This window comes from Cupriavidus sp. DB3 (assembly GCF_020418465.1).
Classification (GTDB): domain Bacteria; phylum Pseudomonadota; class Gammaproteobacteria; order Burkholderiales; family Burkholderiaceae; genus Cupriavidus; species Cupriavidus cauae.
On sequence record NZ_JAIZPL010000004.1, the window covers coordinates 372,450 to 398,793 of the forward strand.

Here is a 26,344-nt window from a genome sequence, read left to right on the forward strand (position 1 = left end):
GGTACAGGGTTGGATTCACGGTGCGGTCCCCGCCGATGGCGCGCTGAAGCCGTCCTCGCCGGGACCGGGCGGGGTCGCCGAGCCGCCGAACAGCACGCTTTGCGGCCGCTCGTTGAACTGGCCGGCGGCGCGGTCCAGGCTGCGCACCGTCTGCCGCGCGTCGCGCGCGAGGCCGTTGAGCTGCGGCAGGGTCTGGTCGTTCAGATTGTTGGCCGCGTGCTCGACCGACCCGGCCGCCGCGCGCAACTGCTGGCCGACGCCGTCGACGGTGCGCATCAGCGTGCCGTCGGGGCTGCCGAGCTCGCGGGTCAGTTGCTGCGTCGACTTCAGCGTGGCGTTCAGGTTCGCGGTGACCTGCGGCAGTTGCCGCGCGGCCGGTTCGAGCGCGCGCGCGACGCGGGCATAGTCGTCGACGCCTTCCTTGATCGAGCGGATCGTCGTCATCAGCTCGCGCCGGTTCTCGCCCTGGAACATGTCGTTGAGCGAGGCCATCAGCGATTCGACCTGCGTCAGCAGCGAATCGCCGCGCCGCTCCAGTTCCTCGAAGAAGCCCGGCCGCATCTGGATGCGGGCGACCGCGCGCGGCGAGGTCTCCAGCGGCGGCGACGGCGCGGTGCTGCCTTCCTGCGCCGCGGTGTCGTCCAGCTGCACATAGGCGATGCCGGTGACGCCCTGCAGGCCCAGCGTCGCATAGGTCGTGCGCGTGATCGGCGCCTCCTTGTCGACGCTGATGCGCACGATGATCTGGCCCGGCACGGACGCATCGAAGCGGATCGACTCGACCCGGCCCACCGTCAGCCCTCGGTACTTGACGTCGGCCTGCGGTCCGAGCCCGGTCACGGTCGAGCGCGTGACCAGGTCGTAGGGCACGCGCTCGGTATGGTCGGTGCCGAACCAGAACAGCGCGAACAGCACCAGCACGGCCAGGCCGATGGTGAACACGCCGGCGAGAAAGGCGTTCGACTTGTTTTCCATCACGACTCTCCAGCGTGGCGCGCCACGGCCGCCACGTCCGATGCAGGGTTGGCGCCGGCGCTCTGCGTGCTCAGCGCGCTGAGCGCACGCTGGCCGCGTTCGCCGAGAAAATACTCGCGGATGAAGGGATGGTCGATCTTCACCAGCTGCGGGATCGGCAGCGCCGCCAGCACCTTGCGGTCCGCCAGCACTGCAACGCGGTCGGACAGCGCCACCAGCGTGTCCAGATCGTGCGTGACCATCACCACCGTCAACTTCAGTTCGCGCCGCAGTTCGCGGATCAGCGCGACATAGTCGTCGGACGCCATCGGGTCCAGGCCGGCGGTGGGCTCGTCCAGGAACACCAGTTCCGGCTCGAGGGCCAGCGCGCGAGCCAGCGCCACGCGCTTGATCATGCCGCCGGACAGGTCGGCCGGCATCTTGTCGGCGTCGCGCGCCGACAGGCCGACCAGTTCGAGCTTGAGCAGCGACGCCTCGCAGATCAGATTGTCGGGAAGGCAGCGAAGTTCACGCAGCGGCAGCGCGATATTGTCGATCACCGACAGCGACGAGAACAGCGCGCCGCGCTGGAACTGCATGCCCCAGCGGTTGCGCATCCATTGCAGCCGCGCCGGATCGAGGCCGGCGAGGTCCTCGCCGAACAGGCGGATGGTGCCGGCGGTGGGCCGCTCCAGGCCGACGATCTGCCGCAGCAGCACGGTCTTGCCGGTGCCCGAGCCGCCGACGATCGACAGCACCTCGTCGCGGTAGACCTCGAGATCCAGGCCGTCATGCACGACGGTGTCGCCGAAGCGCTTGACCAGGCCGCGTACCTCGATGATCGGGGTGCGTGCGCCAGGCGGGGTTCCGCCGCCGGTGCCGCCGACGGTGCCGGCCCGCGTATCGATGCTCGCCGTCATATGCCGACATCCTTGAACAGGATCGCGAAGATCGCATCGGCCACGATCACCACGGTGATGGCGGTGACCACCGACGCGGTCGTTCCCTCGCCCAGGCTCTGCGTATTGGGCTTGATGCGCAGGCCGAAGTGGCACGCGGTCAGCGCGATCAGCATGCCGAAGGCCACGCCCTTGCCCAGGCCCAGCCACAGGTTGGCCACCGGCACCGCGTTGGGCAGCTCGCGCAGGAAGAAGACCGGGCTCAGGCCCAGCTGCATGTTCGACGCCACCATGCCGCCGATCAGCGCGAGCAGCGCGGTCCAGGCGACCAGCAGCGGCATCGCCACGGCCAGCGCGATCGCGCGCGGCATGATCAGCCGGAAGCTGTGCGAGATGCCCATCACGCGCATCGCGTCGAGCTCCTCGGTCACGCGCATCACGCCGATCTGCGCGGTGATCGCCGAACCCGAGCGGCCCGCCACCAGGATTGCGGCCAGCACGGGACCGAGCTCGCGGATCACCGACAGGCCGAGGATATTGACGATGAAGACGCTGGCGCCGTAGGTACGCAGCTGGTTCGCCAGCAGATAGGCCAGCACCACGCCGATCAGGAAACCCACCAGCGCGGTGATGCCCAGCGCCTTGTAGCCGATGCTGTAGACGTTGGCCGAGATCTCCCGCCACGGGCCGCGCCGCGGCGCGGCGGCGAAGCGCAGCAGGTCCAGCGACAGCTGGCCCAGCATCGCGATGCCGTTACCGAGTTGCGAGAACAGCGACAGCATCGACGCGCCGAGCAGCGTGACCGGGTTGAAGCGGTCGACCATCCGTTTTTTCCAGCCGTGCCGCCGTACCGCGGCGATCCGCTCGAAGGCGCGGCGCTGGCCGTCCGTGGCCTCGAGATGGGCCGGAAAGCGCTCGCCCCAGGCCTGCCACAACAGCTGCGCGCCGATATGGTCGAGCCGGCCGATGCCGCTCAGCTGCCAGCGCGCCGTGCCGGGAACGAGTGCCTGCAGCTGCCGGCGCAGGTCATGGGCGCAGCGCTCCTGCGCCAGCGACAGCGCGGTCCAGTCTCCCTGCAACTGCACGGCGGCGGTGCCGTCCTGTTGCGTGACAGCGATGTCCGGCTTCGTATAGCGTTCCAATGGCTGACCGATGTAAGGTGCGAAAGCCGATTTTAAGCCACGCGCCGGCAGGCGCCAAAGTGGACGCGGCTACAATGCGCATGGCCCGATATCCACGGGCCGCCGCCGAATTCCAGCTTCCCTCCGCCCGCATGACCGCCGCCCCGATCGATTCCCCCGCGTCTTCGTCCTCCTTGCCGCCTGCCTGGCGTATCGATCCGGTCCGCCTGCGGGCCGCGCTGGCCGAAGAGGCCCGGCAGTGGCAGCTCGAGATCGTCGAGGAAACCGGCTCGACCAATGCCGATCTGGTCCAGGCCTGCCGTCGGGCCCAGTGGGGCGAGGCCGGCATGCTCAGGCTCGCCTACCGGCAGACCGCCGGCCGCGGACGCCAGGGGCGGCCATGGCAGGGGCAGGCCGGCATGACGTTCTCGGTGGCGATGCCGCTCGCGTTGCCCCCGGCGCGGCTGGCGGGGCTGAGCCTCGCGGTCGGGCTGGCGCTTGCGGACGCGCTGAACGACGTCGACGCACGGCTGGGCAAGGCGGTCTGCCTCAAATGGCCGAACGATCTGCAGATCGACGGGCGCAAGCTGGCGGGCATCCTGATCGAATCGGTGCCGGCGGGGCCGCAGCGGGTCTGGGCGGTGGTCGGCATCGGCCTGAACCTGGTGCGCGACGCCGCGATGGAGGCCGCGCTCGGCCGCTCGCTGGCCGGCGTCACCGAATGCATGGATCGATTCCACCCGCAGCATGGCCCGACCGACCTGCTGGCCGCGGTGCTGAACCGGCTGGCGGCGATGCGCACCGCCTTCCTTGCCGACGGCTTTGCGCCGATGGCGCGGCGCTGGTCGGCGCGCGATGCGTATCGCGACCAGCCGGTGCGGCTGCTGCACGACGGCGCGGTACAGGCCGAGGGCATGGCGCGCGGCGTCGACGACGAGGGCCATTTGCTGCTGGAAACCGCAAACGGGCTGCAGCGGATCGCCTCGGGCGAGCTGTCGATGCGGCCCGCCGGCGAGGGGGCGCGATGAGCGCGAACCAGGATGCGGACACCATTGCGGGCGGCACTGCGCGCGCCAATGCGAGCGGCACTGCGCGCGCCAATGCGAACGCCAATGCGAACGCCAATGCGAACGCCAATGCGAGCGCGACTGCTGACACCACCGCCGACGCCAATGCGACCGCCTCTGCGGACACCACCGCGGGCGCTGCCGCTGACGCTGCCGCGGACATCGCCGCGGCCGCTGCCGCAGATACCACCGCGAACGCCACCGTGCTGCTGATCGATATCGGCAATACCCGCTTGAAGTGGGCCTGGTGCGACGCGGCCTCGCTCGGCGCCCCGGCCACCGGCGCGCTGCCGGTGCCGTGGCGCACCGGCGGCGCCTGCGGGCATGAAGCGCTGGCCACGCTGGCCGGCGATTGGCGCGCGCTGGCCGATGCCGAGGGCGCACCACGCGGCGTGTGGATCAGCAATGTGGCCGGCCCTGTCATCGCGGCCGAGGTCGATGCCTTGCTGGCCGATGCCTTCGGCGGTCCGCCGGCGGTGCACTGGGCCCGCGCCACCGCGTCGCACGGCACGCTGGACAACGGCTATCGCGAGCCGAGCCAGCTCGGCGTCGACCGCTGGGTCGGCGGCATCGGTGCGCGCCACCATCTGCCCGAGGGCAATCTGATGATCGTCACGGCGGGCACCGCGACCACGATCGACGTGGTGCTGGCGCCGGACCGCGGCGACGGTAGTGACGGCAATGAACAGCGCATCGGCGGCAGCGCCAGCAACCGCAGTGGCGGCAGCGACGCCAGCAACGCCAGCAGCGGCACGCCGGCGCGCTCTCGCTTCGCCGGCGGCATGATCCTGCCCGGACTCGCGCTGATGATGGGATCGCTGGCGCGCAATACCGCGCAGCTGCCGGCGGTCGAGATCGGCGAGGCCCATGCCGCGGCGGCCTGGGCCGACAACACCCGCGATGCGATCGCCGCCGGCTGCCTGGCGGCCCAGGCCGGCGCGATCGAACGCGCCTGGGACGCGCTGACCCGGCGCGGTCCGGCCCGCTGCCTGCTGTCGGGCGGCGCGCGCGAGGCGCTGGCCGGCGCGCTGACGCTGCCGTTCGAGCGGCACGAGAATCTGGTGTTGCTGGGTTTGTCGGTGATGGCGGCGCAGCAGCGAGGGCGCTGAACGCGGGTTGAACGCGGCCCGAACAGGGCCGAATGCGGGCACCGTTCAACGCGGAACCACGGCCGCGGTCCGCAGGGCCCGGCCCGCAGGTTCAGCCGCCCTGCCTGACCTTGTGCAGCAGCTTGGTGGTCGAGCGGTCGTGCAGGAAGGGGATCGCGTAAGCCTGGCCGCCCCAACTGCGCACCAGCCGGGTCTCTTCCAGCGTATCGATCTCGTAGTCGCCGCCCTTGACGTAGATGTCGGGGCGGACCAGCCGGATCAGCTCGACCGGCGTCTTTTCGCCGAACATCAGCACCAGATCGACCGATTCGAGCGCGGCCAGCAGCGCCATGCGGTCGGCCTCGCCATTGAGCGGGCGATCGTCACCCTTGCCCAGCATCCGTACCGAGGCGTCGCTGTTGACGCCGACCACCAGGCAGGCGCCCAGCTGGCGCGCCTGCGCCAGGTAGGTGGCATGGCCGCGATGCAGGATGTCGAACACGCCGTTGGTAAACACCATCGGGCGCGGCAGGGCCGCCAGGCGCCGTTGCAGCGCCTGGGGATCGTCGGTCGAAGCGAGCTTGGCCTCGAAGGCCGGGGGAGACAGCGTCATCGCAAGGACGGCGCCGGCATCAGGCTTCGGCGGGCTTGGCGCCGCCATTGGCCTGCAGCCGCGCGTTCAGTTCCTTGCGATAGCGGTTCAGGTCCTGCACGGTCTCGAAGGTGCGCTCGAACAGCAGCGACATGTTGTGCAGGATGCGGTCGATGACCTTCTTCTCCCAGCCTTCGTCGAAGCGGATCTGCTTGTCCAGCCAGTGCTCGAGCCAGTCCGGATCGGGCAGGCGAGACTGCACGGTGTCGTTCGGGAACAGGGCCTTGTTGACGTGCAGGTTGGTCGGGTGCAGCGGCTTCTCGGTGCGGCGCGCCGACGCCATCAGCACGCCGATCTTGGCGAAGGCCGAGCGCGCGTTGTCGCCGAACTGGTTCAGGTACTTCTTCATGTAGCGCAGGTAGGCGCCGCCGTGGCGAGCCTCGTCCTGCGACAGCGTGCGGTAGATATGCTTGATCACCGGCTCGGTGTGCCATTCGGCGGCACGGCGATACCAGTGGTTCAGGCGGATCTCGCCGCAGAAATGCAGCATCAGCGTTTCGAGCGGCGGCGCCGGATCGAATTCGAAGCGCACCGCGTGCAGTTCTTCCTCGGTCGGGACCATATCCGGGCGGAAGCGGCGCAGGTACTCCATCAGCACCAGCGAATGCTTCTGCTCCTCAAAGAACCACACGCTCATGAACGCCGAAAAGTCGGAGTCGTGGCGGTTGTCGCGCAGGAACATTTCGGTGGCCGGCAGGGCGGACCACTCGGTGATCGCGTTCATGCGGATGGTTTTCGCCTGATCGTCCGTCAGCAGACTGGCGTCGAAGGAATCCCAGGGGATGTCCTTGTCCATATGCCAGCGGACCGCTTCCAGCGATTTGAACAGTTCGGGGTAGAGCATGGTAAGCCTTTGAAATTACGGGCAGATTCTACCAGATGCGAATCATTCCTATAGACCTTTTGCTGGCCGTCCGCAAGTTGCCGCGCGAACGGTTCGATGCCGCTTGCCAAGGGCGGACCCGGCGGCAGCCTGCCACAGCAAGCTGTCGGGACTGTGAAAATCCGCAAAACAGCGTCAGGCCAGCGCCGAAGCGGGCGGAGAGCCTGCCTCGCTGGTCGCCGGCGCGCGGCTCGCGGCCGGCGTGCCGGGGATCACACCGTAGAGGAAAGCGGCCAGTTCGTCGCCCTGCGCCTGCGCATCGCGCTCGCCCAGCGCGATCAGCGCCTGCGTGAACTCGGGCTCGAACAGCAGGTAGCTAGCAAATGCCGCGCCTTTGGCTTCGGTGCCGCCGAGCGGGGCCAGCAGCGCGCGCACGGTGCGGGGCAGCCGCTTGACGTGTTCGATCGCCAGCGACTCGATCGGCTCGCTCGGCGAGATCGTCATCACTTGCACCGGGCGCCAGCCTTCGCGATCGTTGGCGATCTCCGGCATGCGGGTCAGCAGCGTGTTGATGTGCTGCAGCCGCTCGAGATCGGCCGACAGGCCGTCCAGGAAGATGCTGGCCAGCGCCTGGCCGCCGACCTGCGCCAGCGACGGGTAGCCGCCCGCCGGCACGGTGTCGTAGCCGCCGGCGCGCGGCGCCGAGGCCGCGCCGATCGCCAGGATGCGCGAGGCGCCGAGGTGGATGGCCGGCGACAGCGGCGACATCTGCCGCATGGTGCCGTCGCCGAACCACTCGTGGTGGCCGTCCAGTTCCAGCGGCGTGGCGGGAAACAGGAAGGGGATCGACGACGAGGCCAGCAGATGATCGACGCCGATGCGCGCCTCCACCGCGATGCGCTGGCTGCGCCGCCAGGGCTGGATGCGGCGGTGCGACTGGTAGAAGGTCACGTGCCGGCCGGTCGAATACGACAGCGCGGTGATGGCCAGCGCCTGCAGATGGCCGGCATCGAGGCTGCCCTGCACACGGTCGGGATCGAACAGCTCGCTCAGCAGGCTGTCCAGCGGCTTGTTGTCGAACAGCGCGCGCGGCGCGTGCTGCAGCGCCCAGCCGACCGCCAGCGCGGAGAGCCAGCGGGCCCCCGAGATGCCGACGCGCAGCACGTCGGTGCGATAGACGTCCTCGGCATGGATGCTGGACCACAGCGCGGCCAGCGTTTCGGTGGCGCGATCGAAGTCGCCGGCGTCGATCGCCAGGCCGGCGCCGTTGATCGCGCCGGCCGAGGTGCCGCAGATGATCTCGAAGGGATTGCGCGTGCCCACGCCATGGCGGGCGGCGATGCGGGCGATGCCGCGCAGCACGCCGGCCTGGTAGGCGGCGCGCGCGCCGCCGCCCATCAGGATCACCGCGGTGGTCTTGCTCGCTGCCAAGGCGCCTCCGCTGTCAGTGTCCGTTGTTGGCCTTGCGGCGGCGCACGGGCTTCGCGGTCTTGCCGGCGGGCGCGGCGCCATTCGAGGGGCCATGCGAGGGGCCACTCGAGGCGCCATTCGAGGTGCCATGGGAGGTGCCGTTCGTGCCGGCCTTCGTGCCCGCTTTTGCCCCCGCTTTTGCACCCGCCTTCGCGCCGCCTCCGCGGGTCCCGCCGGGGGTGCCGTCGGGGGGGCCGTCATTTGCCGCGCGTGTCGCCCTGCTGCCTGCCGCCTTCGCCGCCGGTTTGGAGCGGCCTTTGGCCGTCGGCTTCGCGCTGCCCTTGCCGGACGGCGCCGGCTGTTCCGGTTCGCTCGCGCCAGCGGCCCCCGCCTGGCCGCTGCCCTGGGCCGCCGCCCCGGTTCCCGGCTGGCCGGCGCCGAAGGCGCCCAGATTGTTCAGCGAGGCCAGGCTCGCGGCGGCCGCGCTGCTCGCGATCTGATTGAATTGCTGCTGCAGCATGTCCCACCACAGATTGGCCTGCGGGGGCGGCGAGGCGCGGCCGGACTGCGATGCGCCAGCTTGCTGCCCGGCCCGCTGTCCGGCCTCTTGTCCAGCGCGTTGCCCCGGCTGTTCCGCTTGTTCCCCTCGGCGTTCGGGCGGCGCTTCCTGGTCCGGGCTGTCCGGGCCCTCGTCCTCGTCCTCGTCGTAATCGGGCGTGGCCTCCATCTCGGCCATGTCGGCCAGATCGCTCGGGTCGATGCCTTCCGCGCCGGCGGCGGGCTGTGCCGGCGGCGGTGAAGCCGGACGCCGCGGCGGCGTCGCGCTCGGCGCGTTGGCCGCGCGGGCGACGTTTTCCATCGCGCTCTGCAGCGCCTCGGGCGACAGCGCCTCGCCGACCGTCTTCAGCGCGACCAGCGTCGCGCGCTGGACCTCGAGCCCCTGGATCGTGGTGCGCAGCAGGTTGGCGTTCAGCTGCAGCCAGCTTTCGACCGCCTTCAGGTCATGGATGCGCTTGTCGACCTCGTCCAGATCCATCGGCGGCGTCATCGCCTGCAGGCCGGGCATCAGCCCGGTCGGCATGCCCGCCGCGTTGCCCCACATCTTGCGCAGAAATTCGAAGCCGTCATTGAAATCGGGTATCTGTCCAAACATGGTCTGTGCTCCGCGGTGGGGCCATCGTCATTGGAAATGCGCGCTGTCCGGGGCGTCCCGCGCGCGGGCTCAAGCGCCAACTCAAGCGCTGATTCAAACGCCGACTCAAGCGCTGATTCAAACGCCGACTCAAAGGCCGACTTGAACGCTGACCCGTGGCCGACGCACAAAGGCGACCGAACCGTCGGCTCAAGCGCCGAAACGCGGCGGCCGTTTCTCGCGCAGGCTGGCCACGCCTTCGCGGACATCGGGTCCGGCAAAGCCCATGAATTCGAGCGCCAGCGAGGTATCGAAGGCGGGCCCGGCCATGCGCAGCCAGTTGTTCAGCGCGTACTTGGTCCAGCGGATCGCGCTCTGCGAACCTTCGGCGAGCCGGTTGGCGATCTCGAAGGCCTTGGCCACCAGCTCGCTCTCGTCGACCGCCAGCGAGACCAGCCCGATGCGCTCGGCTTCCTCGCCGCTGACCGACTCGCACAGCATCAGATAGTACTTGGCCTTCGCCATGCCGCACAGCAGCGGCCAGACGATCGCGGCGTGGTCGCCGGCGGCGACGCCGAGCCGCGTATGCCCGTCGACGATGCGCGCGGTGCGCGCGGCGATCGAGATATCGGCCAGCAGCCCGGCCACCAGCCCGGCGCCGACGGCGGGACCATGCATCGCCGACACCACCGGCTTGTCGCAGTTGATCACGTTGTAGACGAGGTCGCGCGCCTCGTGCCAGACGCGCGCGCGGGTCTCGAAATCGTTGGCCATGTCCTCGACCAGCGCGAGGTCGCCGCCGGCCGAGAAGCCCTTGCCTTCGCCGCGGATCAGCGCGACGCGGATCTCCGGGTCGGCCGACACGTCGCGCCAGATCTCGGCCAGTTCGCGATGCATGTTGGCGTCGGCGGTGGCCAGCTTGCGGTTGGCCGATTGCTGTGCGCCCATCACGATCTCGAGGATGGGGCCGTGCTGGCGCAGGGTCAGCGCCTGATAGCGGGCGTAGCGTTCGGAAGGCGTGGTGCCGTTGTTGCCGACGGTGGCGGCTGAGGTGGCGGCTGAGGTGGCGGCGGGGGTGGTGGTCATGGCGGGCGCGGACTCCTGGCGTGGGTGGGAGGCGCGGCGGGCGGCCGCGGCTGCGCCGGCAGGGGAACGATCGGCCGCCCGAAACGGGGGCGCCGGAATTCCCCAACCGGACGGTCGGGAAATTATAGGCGCATCGCTGCCGCGGTCCGCATCACGCCGCGCCGGTCCCAGACTCCGCCGCAATCCGGCGGGTCAGGCCGCTTCCGGCCGCTTCCGGCCGCGTCACGCCGCTCAGGCCATTCAGGCCATTCAGGCCGCTTCGGGCCGCTCAGGCCGCTCAGGCCATTCAGGCTGCTTCGGGCCGCTTCAGGCCGGCGCCGCCACCACCTGATCGATCGCGCCGAAGATCGAGCGGCCCTGCGCGTCGAACATCTCGATCTTGACCGCGTCGCCGTACTGCATGAACGGCGTCACCGGCGCGCCGCTCTCGATCGTCTCGAGCGTGCGCTTCTCGGCGATGCAGCAGTAGCCCTTGCTGCGGTCGACGTTGGAGATCGTGCCCGAGCCGACGATGCTGCCGGCCCGCACATTGCGCGTCTTGCAGATGTGGGCGATCAGCTGGCCGAAGTCGAACACCATGTCGGTGCCGCAGTCGGGCGAGCCGACCTTCTTGCTGTTCCACCAGACGGTCAGCGGCAGATGGACCTTGCGCTCGCGCCAGGCCTCGCCGAGCTCGTCGGGCGTGACCGCCACCGGCGAGAAGGCCGTGGCCGGCTTGCTCTGGAAGAAGCCGAAGCCCTTGGCCAGTTCGGCCGGGATCAGGTTGCGCAGCGACACGTCGTTGGCCAGCACCAGCAGCCGGATGCCCTCGGCCGCCTGCTCGGGCGTCGCGCCCATGCGCACGTCGCCGGTGATCACCGCGACCTCGGCCTCGAAGTCGATGCCCCAGGCCTCGCTGGCGCAGACGATGTCGTCGCAGGGCCCGAGCAGGTCGTCCGAGCCGCCCTGGTACATCAGCGGATCGGTCCAGAACTCCGGCGGCATCTCGGCGCCCCGTGCGCGGCGCACCAGCTCGACGTGGTTGACGTAGGCCGAGCCGTCGGCCCACTGGTAGGCGCGCGGCAGCGGCGCCATGCACTGGCGCGGATCGAACGCGAAGGGATGGCGCGCGCGGCCGGCGTTCAGCGCGTCGTACAGGTCCTGCAGCTGGGGCGCGAGGAAGTGCCAGTCGTCCAGCGCGGTCTGCAGCTTGCCGGCGATGTCGGTGGCATAGTGCGCGGTCTTCAGGTCGCGCGACACGACCACGAGCTGTCCGTCGCGCGAGCCGTCCTTCAGGGTGGCCAGTTTCATCGGGATTCCTGCATATCAAGAACGACGCCGGCATCGAGCCGGCGTGCGGATGGCGAGATGGCGCCGGCTGTGCCGGCCGCCGCGAGGGCGTCAGTCTACCGTGATGCCCTTGGCCTTGATCAATTTGCCCCAGCGCTCGGCCTCGGTGCGGGCGTACTGCGCGAACTCGTCCGGCGTGCTGGAGACCGGCTCGACGCCGATGCCCTCGAAGCGCTTCTGCACCTCGGGCTGCTTCAGCGCCTTGACCAGCTCGGCGTTCAGCCGGGTCACCACCGGCTGCGGCGTGCCGGCCGGGGCGACCACGCCCTGCCAGGCGTAGGCCTCGAAGCCGGCGACGCCGCCCTCGGCCACCGTCGGAACCTGCGGCAGCGCGGTCAGCCGCTTGGGCGTGGCGCTGCCGAGCGCGCGCAGCTTGCCGCCGAGCACGTTCTGCTGGCCAGCCGCCAGATCGAGGAACATCACGTCGACCTGGCCCGCCAGCAGGTCCTGCACCGCGGGCGCCGCGCCCTTGTACGGCACGTGGGTCATCCTGATGCCGGTCTGCTCCATGAACAGCTCCATCGCCAGATGGTGCGGGCTGCCGGCGCCGGGCGAGGCGAAATTGACCTTGTCCGGGTTCTTGCGCGCGTAGTCGACCGCCTCCTTCAGCGTGCGCGCGGGGAAGTTCGGGGTGGCGACCAGGATCAGCGGGAAGCGGGCGATCATGCCGACGTGGACGAAGTCCCTGGCCGGGTCGTACGGCAGCTTGCGGTACAGCGAGGGGTTGGCGGCCAGCGTCGCGGTGTCGGCGGTCAGGATCGTGTAGCCGTCCGGCTTGCTGTGCGCGACGGTGTCGGCGCCGACGATCGTCGCCGCGCCGGGCCGGTTGTCGATCACCACCTGCTTGCCGAGCGCGGGCGAGATCGCCTGGGCCAGCGTGCGCGCCACCACGTCGGTGCCGCCGCCGGCCGGATAGGGGACCACCCAGCGGACCGGCTGGCTGGGCCAGGCCGCCTGCGCCGCGGCCGGGCGGGGCAGGGCTGCGGCAATGGCGGCCAGCGCGCCGGCGCTCAGCACGGCGGCATTCAGCAGGCGACGCAGGATCGGCAGGGAAGGGCGCGCGGTGGGCGCAGCGGCAAGCGGGGCTGGCATGCGGGTCTCCGGGATGTTGTTGTGCGGGCGTGGTGCCGTGTTCGGGTTTTCGGGTGTTCGGGCGCCGGGCGTCCGCCGTCCGGGCGGCCCGGGCGTCCTGGCCTTCGGGCTCTTGGGTTTTGGGCTTGCGGACGTCCCTGGATGCATTTCGACGCTTTTCGGCACGGTCGGCACCCTTGCGCAGTCTAGCGACGGATTAAAAACTGGTAAATCGATTTCGCTATAGTAAATTTACGGATCGGGGCGTAGCGCGACGTGACGGAATCGAACTATATTGCCGCGCTGGCCCGCGGCTCGCCGGCCCGGGCGCTGCCATTCCGTATCCCCCGTAGCCCAATCCCGGGTACCGACCCGCCCGCTCCATATCGACGCATGACCGAACTAGAAGAAGACGACGCCAAGCTGCGCACCGGCATCCAGTCCATCGAGGTGGGCTTCCAGCTGCTGAAGGCGCTGGCCGCCTCGCCGCGCGCGATGATGCTGCGGGACCTGGCCGCCGCGGCCGACATGAATCCGGCCAAGGCGCATCGCTATCTGGTCAGCTTCCAGCGGCTGGGCATGGTCGCGCAGGACCCGGTCAGCGGCCGCTACGACCTGGGGCCATTCGCGCTGCAGCTGGGCCTGGCGGGGCTGAACCGGCTCGATCCGGTCAAGAAGGCGCGCCCGATCCTGTCCCAGCTGCGCGACGACATCGACCAGACCGTCGGCATCGCGGTCTGGGGCAACCACGGGCCGACCGTGGTGCACTGGGAGGAGTCGAGCCACCCGGTCACCGTCAGCCTGCGCCTGGGCGACGTGATGCCGATGCTCAATTCGGCCACAGGCCGCCTGTTCGGCGCCTATCTGCCGCGCCAGCAGACGCTGCCGCTGATCGAGCGTGAACTGAACGAGCGCCGCGACGACAATCTGCCGGACCTGCCGCGCTCGCTGGCCGACTACGACGCGGTGTGCGCCGACGTGCGCGCCCACGGCGCGGCACGCACGCTGGGCGGGGTGCTGCCCGGCATCAACGCGATCTCGTTTCCGGTGTTCGATGCCAGCGGCCACGTCTCGATGGCGCTGATCGTGCTGGGCGCCCAGACCGTATTCGATGCAGAATGGGGCGGAGCGATCGACCGCCAGGTGCGCGAGATCGCACATCGGATCTCGACGGAGCTTGGATATCTTGGCGGGACCCCGCCGACCGGAGACGCCGGTCACGCCTGATGCGAAACGTGCGCGCCGCCTGCGCTGGGCGGTCGCGCTGGCGGTCGTACTGGTCGCGCATGCGCTGGTGCTGATCGGGCTGGTGCGGATGCCCGGTCCGCTGATTCCGCTCGACGCGGTCGACACGCCGGCGCTCGAGGCGATCCTGCTGCCGCCCAAGCCGGTCGCCGTCGCCCCGACTCCGCCGCCACGTCCGCGCCGTCCTCCCCCAAAACCCGCTCCCGCCCCGGCCGCCACGCCGGAACCTGAGCCGGCTGCCGAGCCCGCGCCAGGGCCGCCGGCGCCGGCCGAGGGCTCCCCGCTGGCGACCTCGCCGGGCGGCACCGGCAGCGTCGCGGCGGGCGGCGGCGCGGGCGGCACGGGTACCGGTCCGGGTTCCGCACCGGCGCCGGCGCCGGCCGATGCGCTGCGCTACGCGCCGCCGCCGTCGGCAACGCTGCGCTACGCCAGTTTCGTCAACGGGGTCGAGAACCCCGACGGCACCATCCGCTGGCAGCACGGGGGCGGGCGCTATCAGCTGTCGGTCGAAACCCGCATGCTGTGGTTCCGGTTCGCCTTCCACAGTACCGGGGCGCTGGGCGAGCAGGGGCTGGCGCCAGAGCGCTACGTCGAGGAACGCCGCAAGCGCAGCCAGGTGACGCGCTTCGACCGCGCGACCGGCGCCGTCGTGTTCGAGTCGCGCGGCGGCCAGGCGCCGCTGCCCGAGGGCGCGCAGGACCGCTTCAGCGTCTTCCTGCAACTGGTCGGCCTGGTGCGCGGCAACCCGCAGCGCTATGCCGCGCCGGGCGCCACCGAGACGTTCCAGGTCGCCGACACCAGCGATCTCGAGCCGATGCGCGTCCAGTATGTCGGCGAGGAGGACATCGAGACCGGCGCGGGCTTCGTGCGCGCCAAGCATTTCATCCGCCTGCCGCGCCGGGCCGACGACCGCCGCCGCGTCGAGGTCTGGCTGGCGGAATCGGTGGGCTGGATGCCGGTCAAACTGCGGCAGACCGAGCCCGACGGCACGCAGATCGATCTGGTACTGCGCGGCGCCGAGCCCTAGTCTGGAAGGATCGGAGCCGAGCGGCGTGGCCGCCGCGACGCTCCCGTGCGATGCGTCGCCGCCCACCGACCCCGACAGGAGGACACGATGACCGACACCTTGCCGCCCACCGCCACGCCTGCCACCGCGCCAGCCCACGCCCAGGGGGCGGCGCCCGCTTCCAGTCCAGCCGCCCAGCCGCCCGCCTCCGAGACACACCGCGTGATCGTCGGCGACGTGACGCTGCAGGCCCGCATCGACGGCACCGAAGGCCCATGGGTCGTGCTGTGCCACGGGCTGGCCTGCGATCACACGCTGTGGGACGCCACCGCGGCCCATCTGGCGCCGCGCTATCGGGTGTTGCGCTTCGACCTGCGCGGCCACGGCCGCAGCGACGCGCCCGTGGGGCCGTATTCGATCCTGCGCATGGCCGACGACGTGGTCGCCCTGATGGACGGCCTGGACGTGCCGCAGGCGCACTTCATCGGACTTTCGCTAGGCGGCATGATCGGCCAGACGTTTGCGGTGCGCTATCCCGAGCGGCTGCACTCGCTGACGCTGGTCGACACCGTCTGCCGCACCCCGCGCCAGGCCCATCCGATGTGGCATGAGCGCATCGGGCAGGTGGAGGCGCACGGGATGGCCGGAGTGCTTGATGCGACGCTTCAGCGCTGGCTGACCGCGCCGTACCGTGCCGCGCATGCGCAACAGGTCGAACGGATCCGCCAGATGGTGCTGGCCACGCCCGTCCGCGGCTATGTCGGCGCCTGCCTGGCGATCCTCGGCTTCGACCAGGCCGATGCGCTGGCGCGCATCCATTGCCCGACGCTGGTGGTGGTCGGCGACCAGGACCAGGGCTGTCCGGTCGCCGAGTCCAGGGCCATTGCGGACGGCATTCCGGCCGCCCAGTTCGAGGTGCTGCCGGACGCCGCCCATCTGTCCCCGATCGAGCAGCCGGAGCGGTTTCATGCGCTTCTCGACGCTTTCCTGGTCAAGGCGGCCTGCGGGGCGCAGTGCGATACCCCTTGAGCCAGGCCGGCCCGCGTAGGCGATCGGCAAGCGCTTCGTAGGACAAACCCTCTTTTCGTTGGGGAAACCGAACTTGCCGCCTTGGGGGCGGCTCCAACCTGATGAGCGGGCGCTACGGCATCGGGCACCACGCCAGCGCCCAGCGAGGCATGCGCTTGAAAAGCGTCTTCATGCCCTCAGCTTGGAGGTGAAATCGCGGAAGGAAGCCGGCGCTCCCACCGGCTGACGCAAGAATCAACAAACCTTCCGTCCGTCCCATAGCCCGGAGGTGCGCCATGCAAATGATTTATAACAGCGACAACTACTGCATCGTGGAGTTCGGTGCCGACGTCGAGCATGCCCCTCTTGCCTCCGGCGGTTACGAGATCGTCGACAAGAACATGAAGCGCGAGATCTTCCTTGGCGGCCAGCTGGCCGAGCATTTCCGCGCCGATGTGCAACGTCTGATCGAGACCGAACCGTCCGTGGAAGAGGTGGACGAATTTCTTGGCAAGTTCGATACGGTGATGACGCACTCGCTGGCGATGCACTGACGACGCACCGCCGCCGCAGAAAGCCCGCGCCATGGCGCGGGTTTTTTTGCCTCAGTACTGCTCCCACGGCAGCCCTTCGAAGCGCCAGCCGTTGACGGTATTGCGGTGCCGCTGCGCGTCGAGATCGCCCTCGAAGCCGTGCAGCACGTTGTAGACGGTGGTAAAGCCGGCGCCTTCGAGCGCCTGCGCGGCCGCGGTCGAGCGGTTGCCGCTGCGGCAGATCAGCAGTACCGGCCGCGCCGACGCCTGCCCGGCCAGCTTCTTGACCGCCTGCACGAAGTGCGGATTGACCTCCCAGTCCGGGCCGTCGTTCCACGGCACGTTGAGGGCGCCGGTCGGGTGGCCGACGAACAGGTATTCCATCTCGCTGCGGCAGTCGATGAACAGAGCGTCGGGGTGCTCGGCCAGCAGGGCCTGGGCCTCGCGCGGGGCAAGATGTTGCATGCGGTGTCGTCGGGGTCGGGTAGGGGGGCGATCTGCCCGAGTGTAGGCCCGGGCAAGCCGGGGCGGCAAGGTGCCGTAACTGATAAAATCGACCACTTTTCCAGCATCACCGAGGCCAGTGAAGCCATGAGCGCTGCATCCATCGAATCGTCCGGCACGGCGTCCGCCATCGCACCGGGCGCAAAGGCAGGTCTGCAGGCAGGCGCGCACGCGGGCCCGCAGGCCGGTCCCCCGGCCCGGCCGTACACCCGCGCCGCGCAACTGCCGCGGCTGCTGCGCGAGCGCATCCTGATCCTGGACGGCGCGATGGGCACCATGATCCAGCGCTACAAGCTGGGCGAGGCCGAATATCGCGGCGAGCGTTTCGCCGCGCATCCGGTCGACGTCAAGGGCAACAACGAGCTGCTGCTGCTGACCCGCCCGGCGGTAATCCGCGAAATCCACGAGCAATACCTGGCGGCCGGCGCCGACATCATCGAGACCAACACCTTCGGTGCGACGCGCGTCGCGCAGGAGGACTACAAGATGGCGGACCTGGCCTACGAGATGAACGTGGCCGCCGCCCGCCTGGCGCGCGAGGCCTGCGATCGCTACAGCACGCCCGAGCGGCCGCGCTTCGTCGCCGGCGCCTTCGGTCCGACGCCGAAGACCGCCAGCATCTCGCCGGACGTCAACGATCCGGGCGCGCGCAACGTCAGCTTCGAGGAGCTGCGCGATTCGTACTACGAGCAGGGCAAGGGCCTGCTGGAAGGCGGCGCCGACGTGTTCCTGGTCGAGACCATTTTCGACACGCTCAACGCCAAGGCCGCGCTGTTCGCCATCGACCAGCTGTTCGAGGACACCGGCGAACGCCTGCCGGTGATGATCTCGGGCACCGTCACCGACGCCTCCGGCCGCATCCTGTCGGGCCAGACCGTCGAGGCCTTCTGGAACAGCCTGCGCCACGCGCGCCCGATCACGTTCGGCCTGAACTGCGCGCTGGGCGCGACGCTGATGCGGCCCTATATCGCCGAGCTGGCCAAGCTGTGCGATACCGCGATCTCGTGCTATCCGAACGCGGGCCTGCCGAACCCGATGAGCGACACCGGCTTCGACGAGACGCCGGATGTCACCTCGTCGCTGGTGGACGAGTTCGCCGCGTCCGGGCTGGTCAACCTGGTCGGCGGCTGCTGCGGCACCACGCCCGAGCATATCGCCGCGATCGCGCAGCGCGTCGCCAACCGCAAGCCGCGCGCCTGGCCCGGCCAGTATCGCGACGAAGCGGACGCGGCCTGACCGGCCGCCCCGCCGCCCACGCCCACGCCACGCATCACCGGCGCGCAGCCGCACGAATCCGTCCCCGGCGCGCCGTGCATCCGATCCCGAACCTGAGTCCGCCATGTCTACCGATACCCGTCCCGCTCGTCCGATGCGCCTGTCCGGCCTGGAGCCGTTCACGCTTGGCGAGGGCAGCCTGTTCGTCAACGTCGGGGAGCGCACCAACGTCACCGGCTCCAAGGCCTTCGCCCGGATGATCCTGAACGGCCAGTTCGACGAGGCGCTGGCGGTCGCGCGCCAGCAGGTCGAGAACGGCGCGCAGATCATCGACGTCAACATGGACGAGGCGATGCTCGACTCCAAGGCGGCGATGGTGCGCTTCCTGAATCTGATCGCGTCCGAGCCCGATATCGCGCGCGTGCCGATCATGATCGATTCGTCGAAGTGGGAGGTGATCGAGGCCGGCCTGCAATGCGTGCAGGGCAAGGCCGTGGTCAACTCGATCTCGCTGAAGGAAGGCGAGGAGCAGTTCCGCCACCACGCCACGCTGATCCGCCGCTACGGCGCGGCGGCCGTGGTGATGGCCTTCGACGAGCAGGGCCAGGCCGACACGTTCGCGCGCAAGACGCAGATCTGCAAGCGCAGCTACGACATCCTGGTCAACGAGGTCGGCTTTCCGCCCGAGGACATCATCTTCGATCCGAACATCTTCGCGGTCGCGACCGGCATCGAGGAACACAACAATTACGCGGTCGACTTCATCGAGGCGACCCGCTGGATCAAGCAGAACCTGCCCTACGCCAAGGTCAGCGGCGGGGTGTCCAACGTCTCGTTCTCGTTCCGCGGCAACGACGTGGTGCGCGAGGCGATCCACACGGTGTTCCTGTACCACGCGATCGCCGCCGGCATGGACATGGGGATCGTCAATGCCGGCCAGCTCGGCGTCTACGATCAGCTCGACGCCGAGCTGCGCGAGCGGGTCGAGGACGTGGTGCTGAACCGCCGTGCCGACGCGACCGACCGCCTGCTGGAGATCGCCGACCGCTACAAGGGCGGCGGCGCGAAGCGCGAGGAGAACCTCGAATGGCGCGGCACGCCGGAGAAGCCGGTGCCGGTGGCCGACCGCCTCGCGCATGCGCTGGTCCACGGCATCACCACCTTCATCGTCGAGGACACCGAGGAAGCGCGCCAGCAGATCGCCGCGCGCGGCGGCCGCCCGATCGAGGTCATCGAGGGCCCGCTGATGGACGGCATGAACATCGTCGGCGACCTGTTCGGCGCCGGCAAGATGTTCCTGCCGCAGGTGGTCAAGAGCGCGCGCGTGATGAAGCAGGCGGTGGCGCATCTGCTGCCCTTCATCGAGGAGGAAAAGCGCCTGCTGGCCGAGGCCGGCGGCGACGTGCGCGCGCGCGGCAAGATCGTGATCGCCACGGTCAAGGGCGACGTGCACGACATCGGCAAGAACATCGTGTCGGTGGTGCTCCAGTGCAACAACTTCGAGGTCGTCAACATGGGCGTGATGGTCCCGTGCAACGAGATCCTGGCCAAGGCCAAGGTCGAGGGCGCCGACATCATCGGCCTGTCCGGCCTGATCACGCCGTCGCTCGAGGAGATGGCCTACGTCGCCTCCGAGATGCAGCGCGACGACTATTTCCGCGTCAAGAAGATTCCGCTGCTGATCGGCGGCGCGACCACCTCGCGCGTGCACACCGCGGTCAAGATCGCGCCGAACTACGAAGGACCGGTGGTCTACGTGCCCGACGCCTCGCGCTCGGTCAGCGTGGCCTCGAGCCTGCTGTCCGACGAGGGCGCCACGCGCTACCTGGACGAGCTGCGCGCCGACTACGAGCGCATCCGCACCCAGCATGCCAACAAGAAGGCCGTGCCGATGGTGACGCTGGCCGAGGCCCGCAAGAACAAGACGCCGATCGACTGGAGCGGCTACGTGCCGCCGAAACCGAAATTCATCGGCCGCCGCGTGTTCCGCAACTACGACCTGGCCGAGCTCGCCAACTACATCGACTGGGCGCCGTTCTTCCAGACCTGGGACCTGGCCGGCAAATTCCCGGCGATCCTGAACGACGAGATCGTCGGCGAGTCGGCGCGCCGCGTGTTCTCCGACGGCAAGGCGATGCTGGCGCGGCTGATCCAGGGCCGCTGGCTGACCGCCAACGGCGTGATCGCGCTGCTGCCGGCCAATACCGTCAACGACGACGACATCGAGGTCTACACCGACGAGAGCCGCAGCCAGGTCGCGCTGACCTGGCACAACCTGCGCCAGCAGAGCGAACGCCCGGTGGTCGACGGCGTGCGCCGGCCGAACCGGTGCCTGGCCGACTTCGTCGCGCCGAAGGAGAGCGGCATCGCCGACTATATCGGCCTGTTCGCGGTGACCGCCGGCATCGGCGTCGACAAGAAGGAGGCCCAGTTCGAGGCCGACCACGACGACTACAGCGCGATCATGCTGAAGGCGCTGGCGGACCGCCTCGCCGAGGCCTTCGCGGAATGCCTGCACGCGCGCGTGCGGCGGGACCTGTGGGGCTACGCCGCCGACGAATCGCTCGACAACGAGCAGTTGATCGCGGAAGCCTATCGCGGCATCCGGCCCGCGCCCGGTTATCCCGCCTGCCCCGAGCACACCGTCAAGGGCCCGATGTTCCAGGTGCTCGATGCCGGCGAGATCGGCATGGGCCTGACCGATGCGCTGGCGATGACGCCGGCGGCCTCGGTCAGCGGCTTCTATCTGGCGCATCCCGAGGCGACCTACTTCTCGGTCGGCAAGATCGGCAAGGACCAGCTCGACGACATGATCGCGCGCCGGCACGAGGACCGCGCGGCGATGGAGCGGGCGCTGGCGCCGAACCTGTAACGTGTTGCGAAGCCGCGCCGCCGCCGCCGCGGCCTTCAACCGGCGGCGCGCCGCCGCAAGTCGTTGACGGGACTGGCGAAAGTCGCCGCGGCCGCGAGTTTGACGGCCTTTGCGCCGGCTCACGACTCCTTACAGCGCATTACATCTCCTCACAGCATCGCAGTGGGGTGCTCCCTAGACTGAGGACTCGCTCTCCAGGCGACAACCCGCGGCGAAAGCCTCGCCGCACAGTCATTCGAAAGGAGTACTCCATGAAGAAACTGCTGATCTCGCTGTCCGCCCTGTCGATCGCCGCCGCCTCGTCGCTGGCCATGGCGCAAGGTACGCAAGCCGGTGCGACCGGCGGCGCCGCCGGCTCGCTGACCGCCCCGACGGCGACGGCGCCGTCGGCCGGCGCCAATGCCGGTGTGAATGCGGGCGCTGAAGTGGCAGGAAGCCGCGCGAACATGGATACCGGCGTCAAGGCCGGCCTGAACGACAAGGCCGGCGAAATCGACGACACCCGCAAGAGCGCCAAGGATCGTGCCGCCACCGCCGGCGGCAAGGCGAAGTCGAAGGCCCACGACGCGCATGGCAAGACCAGGAGCAAGGCCAAGGACACCGTCGGCGCGGTCGAAGGCACCGCCGACAAGACGGTCGGCGCCGTCGGCGACACGGTCAGCGGTACCGCGGGCAAGGTGGGCGGCCTGGTCGGTGGCGCGACTGGCGGCACCTCGGCCACCGTCGGCGCGGGTGCGTCGGCGAAGGTCCAGTAAGCCGATCGCCCGCAGGGGCGCATCGATGCGCGGCGGCGAGCCGCCGCGCAAGCCAGGGGCGGCGATCCGGGATCTCCGCCCCTTTTCCGTTGTCGGCCCGCTATTGGCCCACTGCTCACAGAAGGTGGCCCCAGTTCGGTGGCCACACCGTAGCGAGTATCGAGCGGAAGCCGTCATTCCTCCTCGCCTCGGCGGCCAGGTCGGGATACATCTGCTTCTTCGTCAGCTCGTCGGTGCAGTACTTCGAAAGAAGCTGCTTGACATAGCCGGCACGCCAGGGGGACTGCTGGTCGTCCTGCAGGCGGATGGCCGCATTGCCCAACGCCGCCGCATAGCGTCTCAGCGCAAACGGACCATCATTGTGCGTGCCGAAGAACGCCTGCGAGGACAGCCGGGCCAGCACGGCGGCAAGGCACCACAGGAAATACGACTGGCATGCGGGATCGCCGCGGCCGCTCGGCATGGTGTCGAGCAGCGCCTCGAGATGGGCGGGCGTCGGCTGGACGTCCTGATCGTCGGGCACGCCACATTGTCAGCCTGACACCGACATTCCCGGTGCTTTGTAATGACTACAATGCAACAGGCCAAATACAGCCTGGCCCCGGCGTCCGGGCAATACCATCGCAGGGGGGAAACTTTGATGATTCGCGTCCTGATCGCCGACGATCACCAGATCGTCCGTGCCGGTCTGCGCCAGTTCATTTCCGACGAACCGGATATTCGCGTCGAGGGCGAAGCGGCCAGCGGCGACGAAGTGATGGCGCGCCTGCGCGAAACCGAGTTCGACGTGGTGGTGCTCGACATCTCGATGCCCGACCGCAACGGCATCGACGTACTGAAGCTGATCCGCCAGCGTCATCCCGACCTGCCGGTGCTGATCCTGTCCACCTATCCCGAGGACCAGTACGCGATCAATCTGATCCGTGCCGGCGCCTCCGGCTACCTGACCAAGGAAAGCGCGCCCGACGATCTGGTCAAGGCGATCCGCACCGTGGCCCAGGGGCGGCGCTATGTCAGCCCGACCGTGGCCGAGCTGCTGATCGGCGGGCTGGAGAAGCCGACCGACCAGCCGCTGCACCAGACCCTGTCGAAACGCGAATTCCAGATCTTCTGCAAGCTCTCGCGCGGACAGTCCGTTTCGGTGATCGCCGACGAGCTGTTCCTCAGCGTCAAGACGGTCAGCACCTACCGCTCGCGCATCCTGGAAAAGATGGGCATGAAGACCAACGCCGATCTGACCTATTACGCGATCAAGAACGGCCTGGTCGAGTAGGCGGCACGCCGTTCGTCCCGGCATGGACGGGGCCGGCGGCGGTGCTGTAGGACGGACCCGGATACCTGGCCCCTGGCCCCATTGCTACCATCGAACCATGTTGGATCAAGCCGCGGCAACTCCCTACCGTACGCTGCGGGTCTTACTGATCGAGGACTCGGCGGTCCTGCGGAGCATGTTGCTGGAGTACTTGAACGCATTCTCCTTCGTCGAGACCGTCGATTGGGCGGATACCGAAAGCACCGCCATCCGCCTGTTCGAAAGCGGCAGGTATGAGGTCGTCATCGTCGACCTGCAATTGCGTCAGGGCAACGGTATCAACGTGCTGCGGGCGATCCAGAAGGCGCAGGCGCCGGGCATCCGGATCGTCTACACCAATCATGCGCAGGTGCCCACCTACCGGCGTCAGTGCGCCGAGGCGGGAGCCGACTATTTTTTCGACAAGTCGCTCGAGCTTGAACAGGTATTCCGCGTGATCGAGGAATACGCCCAGGCACCGTCCTGAGTTCGAAACGAACGGCTTGTGGCTGGCGGCCAGCGACGACGACTCGTGCTGAGCTCCATCGACCGATCCTTGGGCAGCAACTGTTTTTCCCGTCGCGGCAACGCGCCGCACCCCCTCGCTAAGCAAAGGAGATCGTCATGAAAAAGCTGATCGCGCTGTTCGCTCTTGCCGGTGTCACGCTGATTACGGGTTGCAACACCATCGCCGGCGCCGGCAAGGACGTCGAAAGGGGCGGCGAGAAGGTGCAGGGAGCGGCGGAGGAAACCAAACGCAAGATGTAATGCGCCGCGACGCAGCCAGCAGAAAAAAGGAGCCTTCGCAGGCTCCTTTTTTTATGCCCCTTGCCCGTGCTGGGATGTCCCCGCGGGGCCGGTGGCCGGCGAAGGCTCGGTGCCCGTGTCCGCGCCCGCGGCCGGCCGCGCCGGTGTCGGCTCCGGCCGCGCCGGCTCCGTCTGCGTGGGCTCGGTCTGCGTCGGCTCTGTCCGCGTCGACGCCGTCAGCCCGGGCCCCGTCTGCGCAGGTCCGGTCTGCGCAGATCCCGTCTGCCCGGGGCCAGCGATCGGCAGCTCATGCGGCAGCGGCTCGTCGGCCTCGTCCAGCGACGGCGGCGGCGCCACCACGGCATCGGTCAGCGGCACCTCGACGCGGACCGTGACGCCGGCGCCCGGCGTCGAATCGATCTGCAGCGTGCCGCCCAGCGCGATCACGCGCTGCTCCATGCCCAGCAGCCCATGGTGGCCGGAGGTGCGGCGCGTTTCGATATCGGCCGGCAGGCCGCGCCCGTTGTCGCTGACCTTCAGCAGCAGATGGTCGTCGGTACGCGTGAGCGCGACCGACACGCGGCTCGCCTCGGCGTACTTGGTCGCATTGGTCAGCGACTCCTGCACGATGCGGTACAGCGCGATGGCCGCGGCGTCGCGCAGTGGCGGCACGGACGGGTCCAGCTCGACCTCGGTCTCCCAGTGATTGCGCGTGGCCACTTCCTCGACCAGCTGGGCGATCGCCTCCTTCAGGCCGAGGTTCAGCAGCACGGTCGGGCGCAGGTCCTCGATCAGGCGGCGCTTGATCTGGATGCCCTGGTCCACATGCAGCATCACCCGCGTGATCTTTTCCTGGATCTCGGGATAGTCGTTCTGCAGGCGCCGGCGGATCCAGTGCATGTCGAGCTTGGTCGCCGTCAGGATCGCGCCCAGCTCGTCGTGCAGCTCGCGCGCCAGCCGGGTCTTCTCGTCCTCGGTGACGCGCTGCAGGTGGGAGGCCAGCGCCGACAGCTGGCGCGTGCGCGCCCGCACCATGCGGTCCAGCCGCGCGCTTTCCTCCTCGAGCTCGCTGCGCGCGGCCTCGGAGACCGCCAGGCGCCGCGAATGCTGGAAGCCGACGATGACCAGCAGCACGATGTTGATCGCGGTCAGCAGGCCGATGCCATAGCGCGACAGGTTGATGTCGCGGTCCGCGTTCTCGAGATTGCGCGATACCGACGCGGCCGAGCGCGCGCGCAGCGTCTCCAGGCCGAGCCGCGCCTTCTCCATGGTCTGCTTGCCGAAGTCCGTGCGGATCAGGTCCAGCGCCACCTCGACATCGCGCTTGCCGTAGATCAGCGTCAGCTCCATTTCGGTCAGCTTGCGGCTGATCAGCAGCGACGCCTCGCCGAACTGCTTCAACGCCTCGGGGTCGTCGGCGAAGCGGTTGCGGATGTCGTTCATCAGCGTGTTGATGCGCGGAATGGCGCGATGGTACGGCTCGAGATAGCTTTCCTTGCCGGTCAGCAGGTAGCCGCGCTGGCCCGCCTCGGCGTTGACCAGCTCGGCCAGCAGCGCGCTGATGTCGCTCTGCACGTTCTGCGAGCGGATGACCTGCGAGTAGCCCTGGCGCAGCCGGATATTGCCGGCCTCCGAGGCGATCAGCACGACCACCGTGAGCAGGATGCCACCCGCGAGCAGCACGGTGGACCGCAACGACGATAGCTTCAACATGATGGAATTTCCTGGATTGCGCGCTCGCGGTCGCGCGCGGTGACTGCGCCGATGGAATCACAACGATTGCGCCCGGTCAACCGATCCCCCGGGACATCCGGAGGCGTGGCGAAGCGGTGCGCCGCACGAGACCTGGCGCCGCGCGGGACCTGTAGGAAACCGCTGACAGGGGAATCGGTGCAAGGTCGGTGCCTCGCCGAAGTGGCGATTCCTACCATGCTTGCATGGCCTGGCGCACCGAAGCACCGAGCCGCGAGAACAGGAGAAACACCATGCTGAAGTGGGCGCTGATCTTTGCCGTGATTTCCATCGTCGCGGGGCTGCTCGGTTTCACCGGCATCGCGGCGGGCGCGGCGGGCATCGCCAAGGTGCTGTTCTTCCTGTTCCTGATTCTGTTCGTGCTGTTCCTGGTGCTTGGGGTAACGATCTTCAAGTCGGTCAAATGACGGCCCACCCGACGATCACCGCTCGCGCTCACGCGCGCTGTTGTGTTAAGGCAGTTCGATCCAACTAGGGGAGTTTCACCATGCTTTACTACGCACTGGTCTTTTTCATCATCGCCCTGGTCGCCGCCGTGTTCGGCTTTGGCGGCATCGCTGCCGGCGCGGTCGAAATCGCGAAGATCCTGTTCTTCATCTTCCTGGTAGTGGCGCTGGTGACCTTCGTCATGAGCCTGGTCCGCAAGGGCCGATGATCGGCCGATGAAAGGCCGATGAAGGGCCGTCGATGGTCCGACAAGGGCTCGTTGACGGCCCGCTGATCGTCGCCAGGCCCTGCGCCAGGTTGCCTGCATTGCGTCGGCCAAGCGCGGCGCTTAGCGTCG

Annotated in this window: 27 protein-coding genes; 14 read left to right on the forward strand and 13 right to left on the reverse strand. The window is 69.0% G+C overall.

Annotated features, from left to right (window positions below; all coding sequences use genetic code 11):
- Nucleotides 1-15: 15 nt before the first annotated feature.
- From K7G19_RS15140 to K7G19_RS15150, 3 genes are read right to left on the reverse strand one after another with little or no spacing between them, the layout of a single operon-like run.
- Nucleotides 16-975 carry an MlaD family protein gene (locus tag K7G19_RS15140; RefSeq protein WP_187829131.1) on the reverse strand — a complete coding sequence of 320 codons (960 nt, stop codon included), beginning with the start codon at nt 973-975 and terminating at the stop codon, nt 16-18.
- Nucleotides 975-1,874 (reverse strand): ABC transporter ATP-binding protein, encoded by a 900-nt coding sequence (locus K7G19_RS15145; RefSeq protein WP_226107955.1) that lies wholly within the window; start codon nt 1,872-1,874, stop codon nt 975-977. Before K7G19_RS15145 ends, K7G19_RS15140 begins: the two co-directional genes overlap by 1 nt.
- Nucleotides 1,871-2,995, reverse strand: coding sequence for an ABC transporter permease (locus K7G19_RS15150; RefSeq protein ID WP_150083253.1), 1,125 nt, complete (start codon nt 2,993-2,995; stop codon nt 1,871-1,873). The genes K7G19_RS15145 and K7G19_RS15150 overlap by 4 nt, the downstream gene beginning before the upstream one ends.
- A gap of 131 nt (nt 2,996-3,126) precedes the next feature.
- On the opposite strand from K7G19_RS15150, the gene K7G19_RS15155 reads away from it, so the two are divergent.
- Nucleotides 3,127-4,002, forward strand: coding sequence for a biotin--[acetyl-CoA-carboxylase] ligase (locus K7G19_RS15155; protein WP_226108176.1), 876 nt, complete (start codon nt 3,127-3,129; stop codon nt 4,000-4,002).
- Between the two features lie 200 nt (nt 4,003-4,202).
- A complete protein-coding gene (locus K7G19_RS15160; RefSeq protein WP_226108177.1) occupies nt 4,203-5,150 on the forward strand; it encodes a type III pantothenate kinase in 948 nt (315 codons plus the stop codon).
- Between the two features lie 91 nt (nt 5,151-5,241).
- Here the strand turns inward: K7G19_RS15160 and rfaE2 are convergent, their stop codons facing one another.
- The 7 genes from rfaE2 to K7G19_RS15195 all read right to left on the reverse strand — a co-directional run bounded on the left by rfaE2 (nt 5,242) and on the right by K7G19_RS15195 (nt 12,653).
- Entirely contained in the window at nt 5,242-5,736 is a 495-nt protein-coding gene (rfaE2, locus tag K7G19_RS15165; protein ID WP_149317603.1) for a D-glycero-beta-D-manno-heptose 1-phosphate adenylyltransferase, read from the reverse strand.
- 25 nt (nt 5,737-5,761) lie between these two features.
- Nucleotides 5,762-6,625, reverse strand: a complete 864-nt coding sequence (locus tag K7G19_RS15170) for an acyl-ACP desaturase (RefSeq protein WP_149317322.1) — start codon at nt 6,623-6,625, stop codon at nt 5,762-5,764.
- Between the two features lie 174 nt (nt 6,626-6,799).
- A complete protein-coding gene (locus K7G19_RS15175) occupies nt 6,800-8,002 on the reverse strand; it encodes a patatin-like phospholipase family protein (protein ID WP_226108178.1) in 1,203 nt (400 codons plus the stop codon).
- A 46-nt stretch (nt 8,003-8,048) separates the two neighbouring features.
- Nucleotides 8,049-9,167, reverse strand: a complete 1,119-nt coding sequence (locus K7G19_RS15180) for a PhaM family polyhydroxyalkanoate granule multifunctional regulatory protein (protein WP_370639551.1) — start codon at nt 9,165-9,167, stop codon at nt 8,049-8,051.
- A 189-nt stretch (nt 9,168-9,356) separates the two neighbouring features.
- Nucleotides 9,357-10,232, reverse strand: a complete 876-nt coding sequence (locus tag K7G19_RS15185; RefSeq protein ID WP_226107959.1) for an enoyl-CoA hydratase/isomerase family protein — start codon at nt 10,230-10,232, stop codon at nt 9,357-9,359.
- A gap of 306 nt (nt 10,233-10,538) precedes the next feature.
- Entirely contained in the window at nt 10,539-11,522 is a 984-nt protein-coding gene (locus tag K7G19_RS15190; protein ID WP_149317319.1) for a fumarylacetoacetate hydrolase family protein, read from the reverse strand.
- A 90-nt stretch (nt 11,523-11,612) separates the two neighbouring features.
- On the reverse strand, nt 11,613-12,653 hold the full coding sequence (locus K7G19_RS15195) for a tripartite tricarboxylate transporter substrate binding protein (RefSeq protein ID WP_226107961.1): 1,041 nt from the start codon (nt 12,651-12,653) through the stop codon (nt 11,613-11,615).
- 372 nt (nt 12,654-13,025) lie between these two features.
- Here K7G19_RS15195 and K7G19_RS15200 point away from each other — a divergent pair, with 372 nt between their 5' ends.
- The 4 genes from K7G19_RS15200 to K7G19_RS15215 all read left to right on the forward strand — a co-directional run bounded on the left by K7G19_RS15200 (nt 13,026) and on the right by K7G19_RS15215 (nt 16,445).
- A complete protein-coding gene (locus tag K7G19_RS15200; protein ID WP_149317317.1) occupies nt 13,026-13,859 on the forward strand; it encodes an IclR family transcriptional regulator in 834 nt (277 codons plus the stop codon).
- Nucleotides 13,819-14,904: a DUF3108 domain-containing protein gene (locus K7G19_RS15205; RefSeq protein WP_322784901.1), complete on the forward strand. Its 1,086-nt coding sequence runs from the start codon at nt 13,819-13,821 to the stop codon at nt 14,902-14,904. The genes K7G19_RS15200 and K7G19_RS15205 overlap by 41 nt, the downstream gene beginning before the upstream one ends.
- A 201-nt stretch (nt 14,905-15,105) precedes the next feature.
- Entirely contained in the window at nt 15,106-15,912 is an 807-nt protein-coding gene (pcaD, locus tag K7G19_RS15210) for a 3-oxoadipate enol-lactonase (RefSeq protein WP_226108180.1), read from the forward strand.
- 275 nt (nt 15,913-16,187) lie between these two features.
- Nucleotides 16,188-16,445: a DUF3567 domain-containing protein gene (locus tag K7G19_RS15215; protein WP_149317315.1), complete on the forward strand. Its 258-nt coding sequence runs from the start codon at nt 16,188-16,190 to the stop codon at nt 16,443-16,445.
- A 51-nt stretch (nt 16,446-16,496) separates the two neighbouring features.
- Here the strand turns inward: K7G19_RS15215 and K7G19_RS15220 are convergent, their stop codons facing one another.
- The gene (locus K7G19_RS15220; RefSeq protein ID WP_149317314.1) at nt 16,497-16,889 is read right to left on the reverse strand and encodes a rhodanese-like domain-containing protein; all 393 of its coding nucleotides are present in this window, start codon (nt 16,887-16,889) and stop codon (nt 16,497-16,499) included.
- 126 nt (nt 16,890-17,015) lie between these two features.
- Here K7G19_RS15220 and K7G19_RS15225 point away from each other — a divergent pair, with 126 nt between their 5' ends.
- The 3 genes from K7G19_RS15225 to K7G19_RS15235 all read left to right on the forward strand — a co-directional run bounded on the left by K7G19_RS15225 (nt 17,016) and on the right by K7G19_RS15235 (nt 21,770).
- Nucleotides 17,016-18,164 carry a homocysteine S-methyltransferase family protein gene (locus K7G19_RS15225; protein WP_226107963.1) on the forward strand — a complete coding sequence of 383 codons (1,149 nt, stop codon included), beginning with the start codon at nt 17,016-17,018 and terminating at the stop codon, nt 18,162-18,164.
- A gap of 103 nt (nt 18,165-18,267) precedes the next feature.
- The gene (metH, locus tag K7G19_RS15230; RefSeq protein WP_226107966.1) at nt 18,268-21,015 is read left to right on the forward strand and encodes a methionine synthase; all 2,748 of its coding nucleotides are present in this window, start codon (nt 18,268-18,270) and stop codon (nt 21,013-21,015) included.
- A gap of 251 nt (nt 21,016-21,266) precedes the next feature.
- A complete protein-coding gene (locus K7G19_RS15235; protein ID WP_149317312.1) occupies nt 21,267-21,770 on the forward strand; it encodes a hypothetical protein in 504 nt (167 codons plus the stop codon).
- 115 nt (nt 21,771-21,885) lie between these two features.
- On the opposite strand, the gene K7G19_RS15240 is transcribed toward K7G19_RS15235, so the two are convergent.
- Nucleotides 21,886-22,293 carry a hypothetical protein gene (locus tag K7G19_RS15240; RefSeq protein ID WP_226107968.1) on the reverse strand — a complete coding sequence of 136 codons (408 nt, stop codon included), beginning with the start codon at nt 22,291-22,293 and terminating at the stop codon, nt 21,886-21,888.
- 117 nt (nt 22,294-22,410) lie between these two features.
- Here K7G19_RS15240 and K7G19_RS15245 point away from each other — a divergent pair, with 117 nt between their 5' ends.
- The 3 genes from K7G19_RS15245 (at nt 22,411) to K7G19_RS15255 (ending at nt 23,829) form a co-directional block, all read left to right on the forward strand.
- Complete coding sequence (locus K7G19_RS15245) at nt 22,411-23,043, forward strand: response regulator transcription factor (RefSeq protein ID WP_006579377.1); 633 nt, start codon at nt 22,411-22,413, stop codon at nt 23,041-23,043.
- Nucleotides 23,044-23,140: 97 nt separating this feature from the next.
- Nucleotides 23,141-23,548 (forward strand): response regulator, encoded by a 408-nt coding sequence (locus K7G19_RS15250; protein ID WP_023263511.1) that lies wholly within the window; start codon nt 23,141-23,143, stop codon nt 23,546-23,548.
- Nucleotides 23,549-23,685: 137 nt separating this feature from the next.
- Nucleotides 23,686-23,829 (forward strand): entericidin A/B family lipoprotein, encoded by a 144-nt coding sequence (locus tag K7G19_RS15255; RefSeq protein ID WP_149317310.1) that lies wholly within the window; start codon nt 23,686-23,688, stop codon nt 23,827-23,829.
- A gap of 51 nt (nt 23,830-23,880) precedes the next feature.
- On the opposite strand, the gene K7G19_RS15260 is transcribed toward K7G19_RS15255, so the two are convergent.
- Nucleotides 23,881-25,521, reverse strand: coding sequence for a CHASE3 domain-containing protein (locus K7G19_RS15260; RefSeq protein ID WP_150082718.1), 1,641 nt, complete (start codon nt 25,519-25,521; stop codon nt 23,881-23,883).
- Between the two features lie 272 nt (nt 25,522-25,793).
- Here K7G19_RS15260 and K7G19_RS15265 point away from each other — a divergent pair, with 272 nt between their 5' ends.
- A complete protein-coding gene (locus K7G19_RS15265) occupies nt 25,794-25,967 on the forward strand; it encodes a DUF1328 family protein (RefSeq protein ID WP_006579617.1) in 174 nt (57 codons plus the stop codon).
- Between the two features lie 80 nt (nt 25,968-26,047).
- A complete protein-coding gene (locus tag K7G19_RS15270) occupies nt 26,048-26,215 on the forward strand; it encodes a DUF1328 domain-containing protein (RefSeq protein ID WP_006579618.1) in 168 nt (55 codons plus the stop codon).
- Nucleotides 26,216-26,344: the final 129 nt, after the last annotated feature.

Coding starts and splice junctions, on each gene's coding strand:
- K7G19_RS15185 (WP_226107959.1), bottom strand. CDS start 10,232: ATGACCACCACCCCCGCCGCCACCTCAGCCGCCACCTCAGCCGCCACC.
- K7G19_RS15245 (WP_006579377.1), top strand. CDS start 22,411: ATGATTCGCGTCCTGATCGCCGACGATCACCAGATCGTCCGTGCCGGT.
- K7G19_RS15235 (WP_149317312.1), top strand. CDS start 21,267: ATGAAGAAACTGCTGATCTCGCTGTCCGCCCTGTCGATCGCCGCCGCC.
- K7G19_RS15180 (WP_370639551.1), bottom strand. CDS start 9,167: ATGTTTGGACAGATACCCGATTTCAATGACGGCTTCGAATTTCTGCGC.
- K7G19_RS15250 (WP_023263511.1), top strand. CDS start 23,141: ATGTTGGATCAAGCCGCGGCAACTCCCTACCGTACGCTGCGGGTCTTA.
- K7G19_RS15195 (WP_226107961.1), bottom strand. CDS start 12,653: ATGCCAGCCCCGCTTGCCGCTGCGCCCACCGCGCGCCCTTCCCTGCCG.
- K7G19_RS15215 (WP_149317315.1), top strand. CDS start 16,188: ATGCAAATGATTTATAACAGCGACAACTACTGCATCGTGGAGTTCGGT.
- metH (WP_226107966.1), top strand. CDS start 18,268: ATGTCTACCGATACCCGTCCCGCTCGTCCGATGCGCCTGTCCGGCCTG.
- K7G19_RS15225 (WP_226107963.1), top strand. CDS start 17,016: ATGAGCGCTGCATCCATCGAATCGTCCGGCACGGCGTCCGCCATCGCA.
- K7G19_RS15175 (WP_226108178.1), bottom strand. CDS start 8,002: ATGGGCGGCGGCGCGCGCGCCGCCTACCAGGCCGGCGTGCTGCGCGGC.
- K7G19_RS15140 (WP_187829131.1), bottom strand. CDS start 975: ATGGAAAACAAGTCGAACGCCTTTCTCGCCGGCGTGTTCACCATCGGC.
- K7G19_RS15260 (WP_150082718.1), bottom strand. CDS start 25,521: ATGTTGAAGCTATCGTCGTTGCGGTCCACCGTGCTGCTCGCGGGTGGC.
- K7G19_RS15145 (WP_226107955.1), bottom strand. CDS start 1,874: ATGACGGCGAGCATCGATACGCGGGCCGGCACCGTCGGCGGCACCGGC.
- K7G19_RS15200 (WP_149317317.1), top strand. CDS start 13,026: ATGACCGAACTAGAAGAAGACGACGCCAAGCTGCGCACCGGCATCCAG.
- K7G19_RS15190 (WP_149317319.1), bottom strand. CDS start 11,522: ATGAAACTGGCCACCCTGAAGGACGGCTCGCGCGACGGACAGCTCGTG.
- K7G19_RS15265 (WP_006579617.1), top strand. CDS start 25,794: ATGCTGAAGTGGGCGCTGATCTTTGCCGTGATTTCCATCGTCGCGGGG.
- K7G19_RS15220 (WP_149317314.1), bottom strand. CDS start 16,889: ATGCAACATCTTGCCCCGCGCGAGGCCCAGGCCCTGCTGGCCGAGCAC.
- K7G19_RS15255 (WP_149317310.1), top strand. CDS start 23,686: ATGAAAAAGCTGATCGCGCTGTTCGCTCTTGCCGGTGTCACGCTGATT.
- K7G19_RS15270 (WP_006579618.1), top strand. CDS start 26,048: ATGCTTTACTACGCACTGGTCTTTTTCATCATCGCCCTGGTCGCCGCC.
- K7G19_RS15170 (WP_149317322.1), bottom strand. CDS start 6,625: ATGCTCTACCCCGAACTGTTCAAATCGCTGGAAGCGGTCCGCTGGCAT.
- K7G19_RS15155 (WP_226108176.1), top strand. CDS start 3,127: ATGACCGCCGCCCCGATCGATTCCCCCGCGTCTTCGTCCTCCTTGCCG.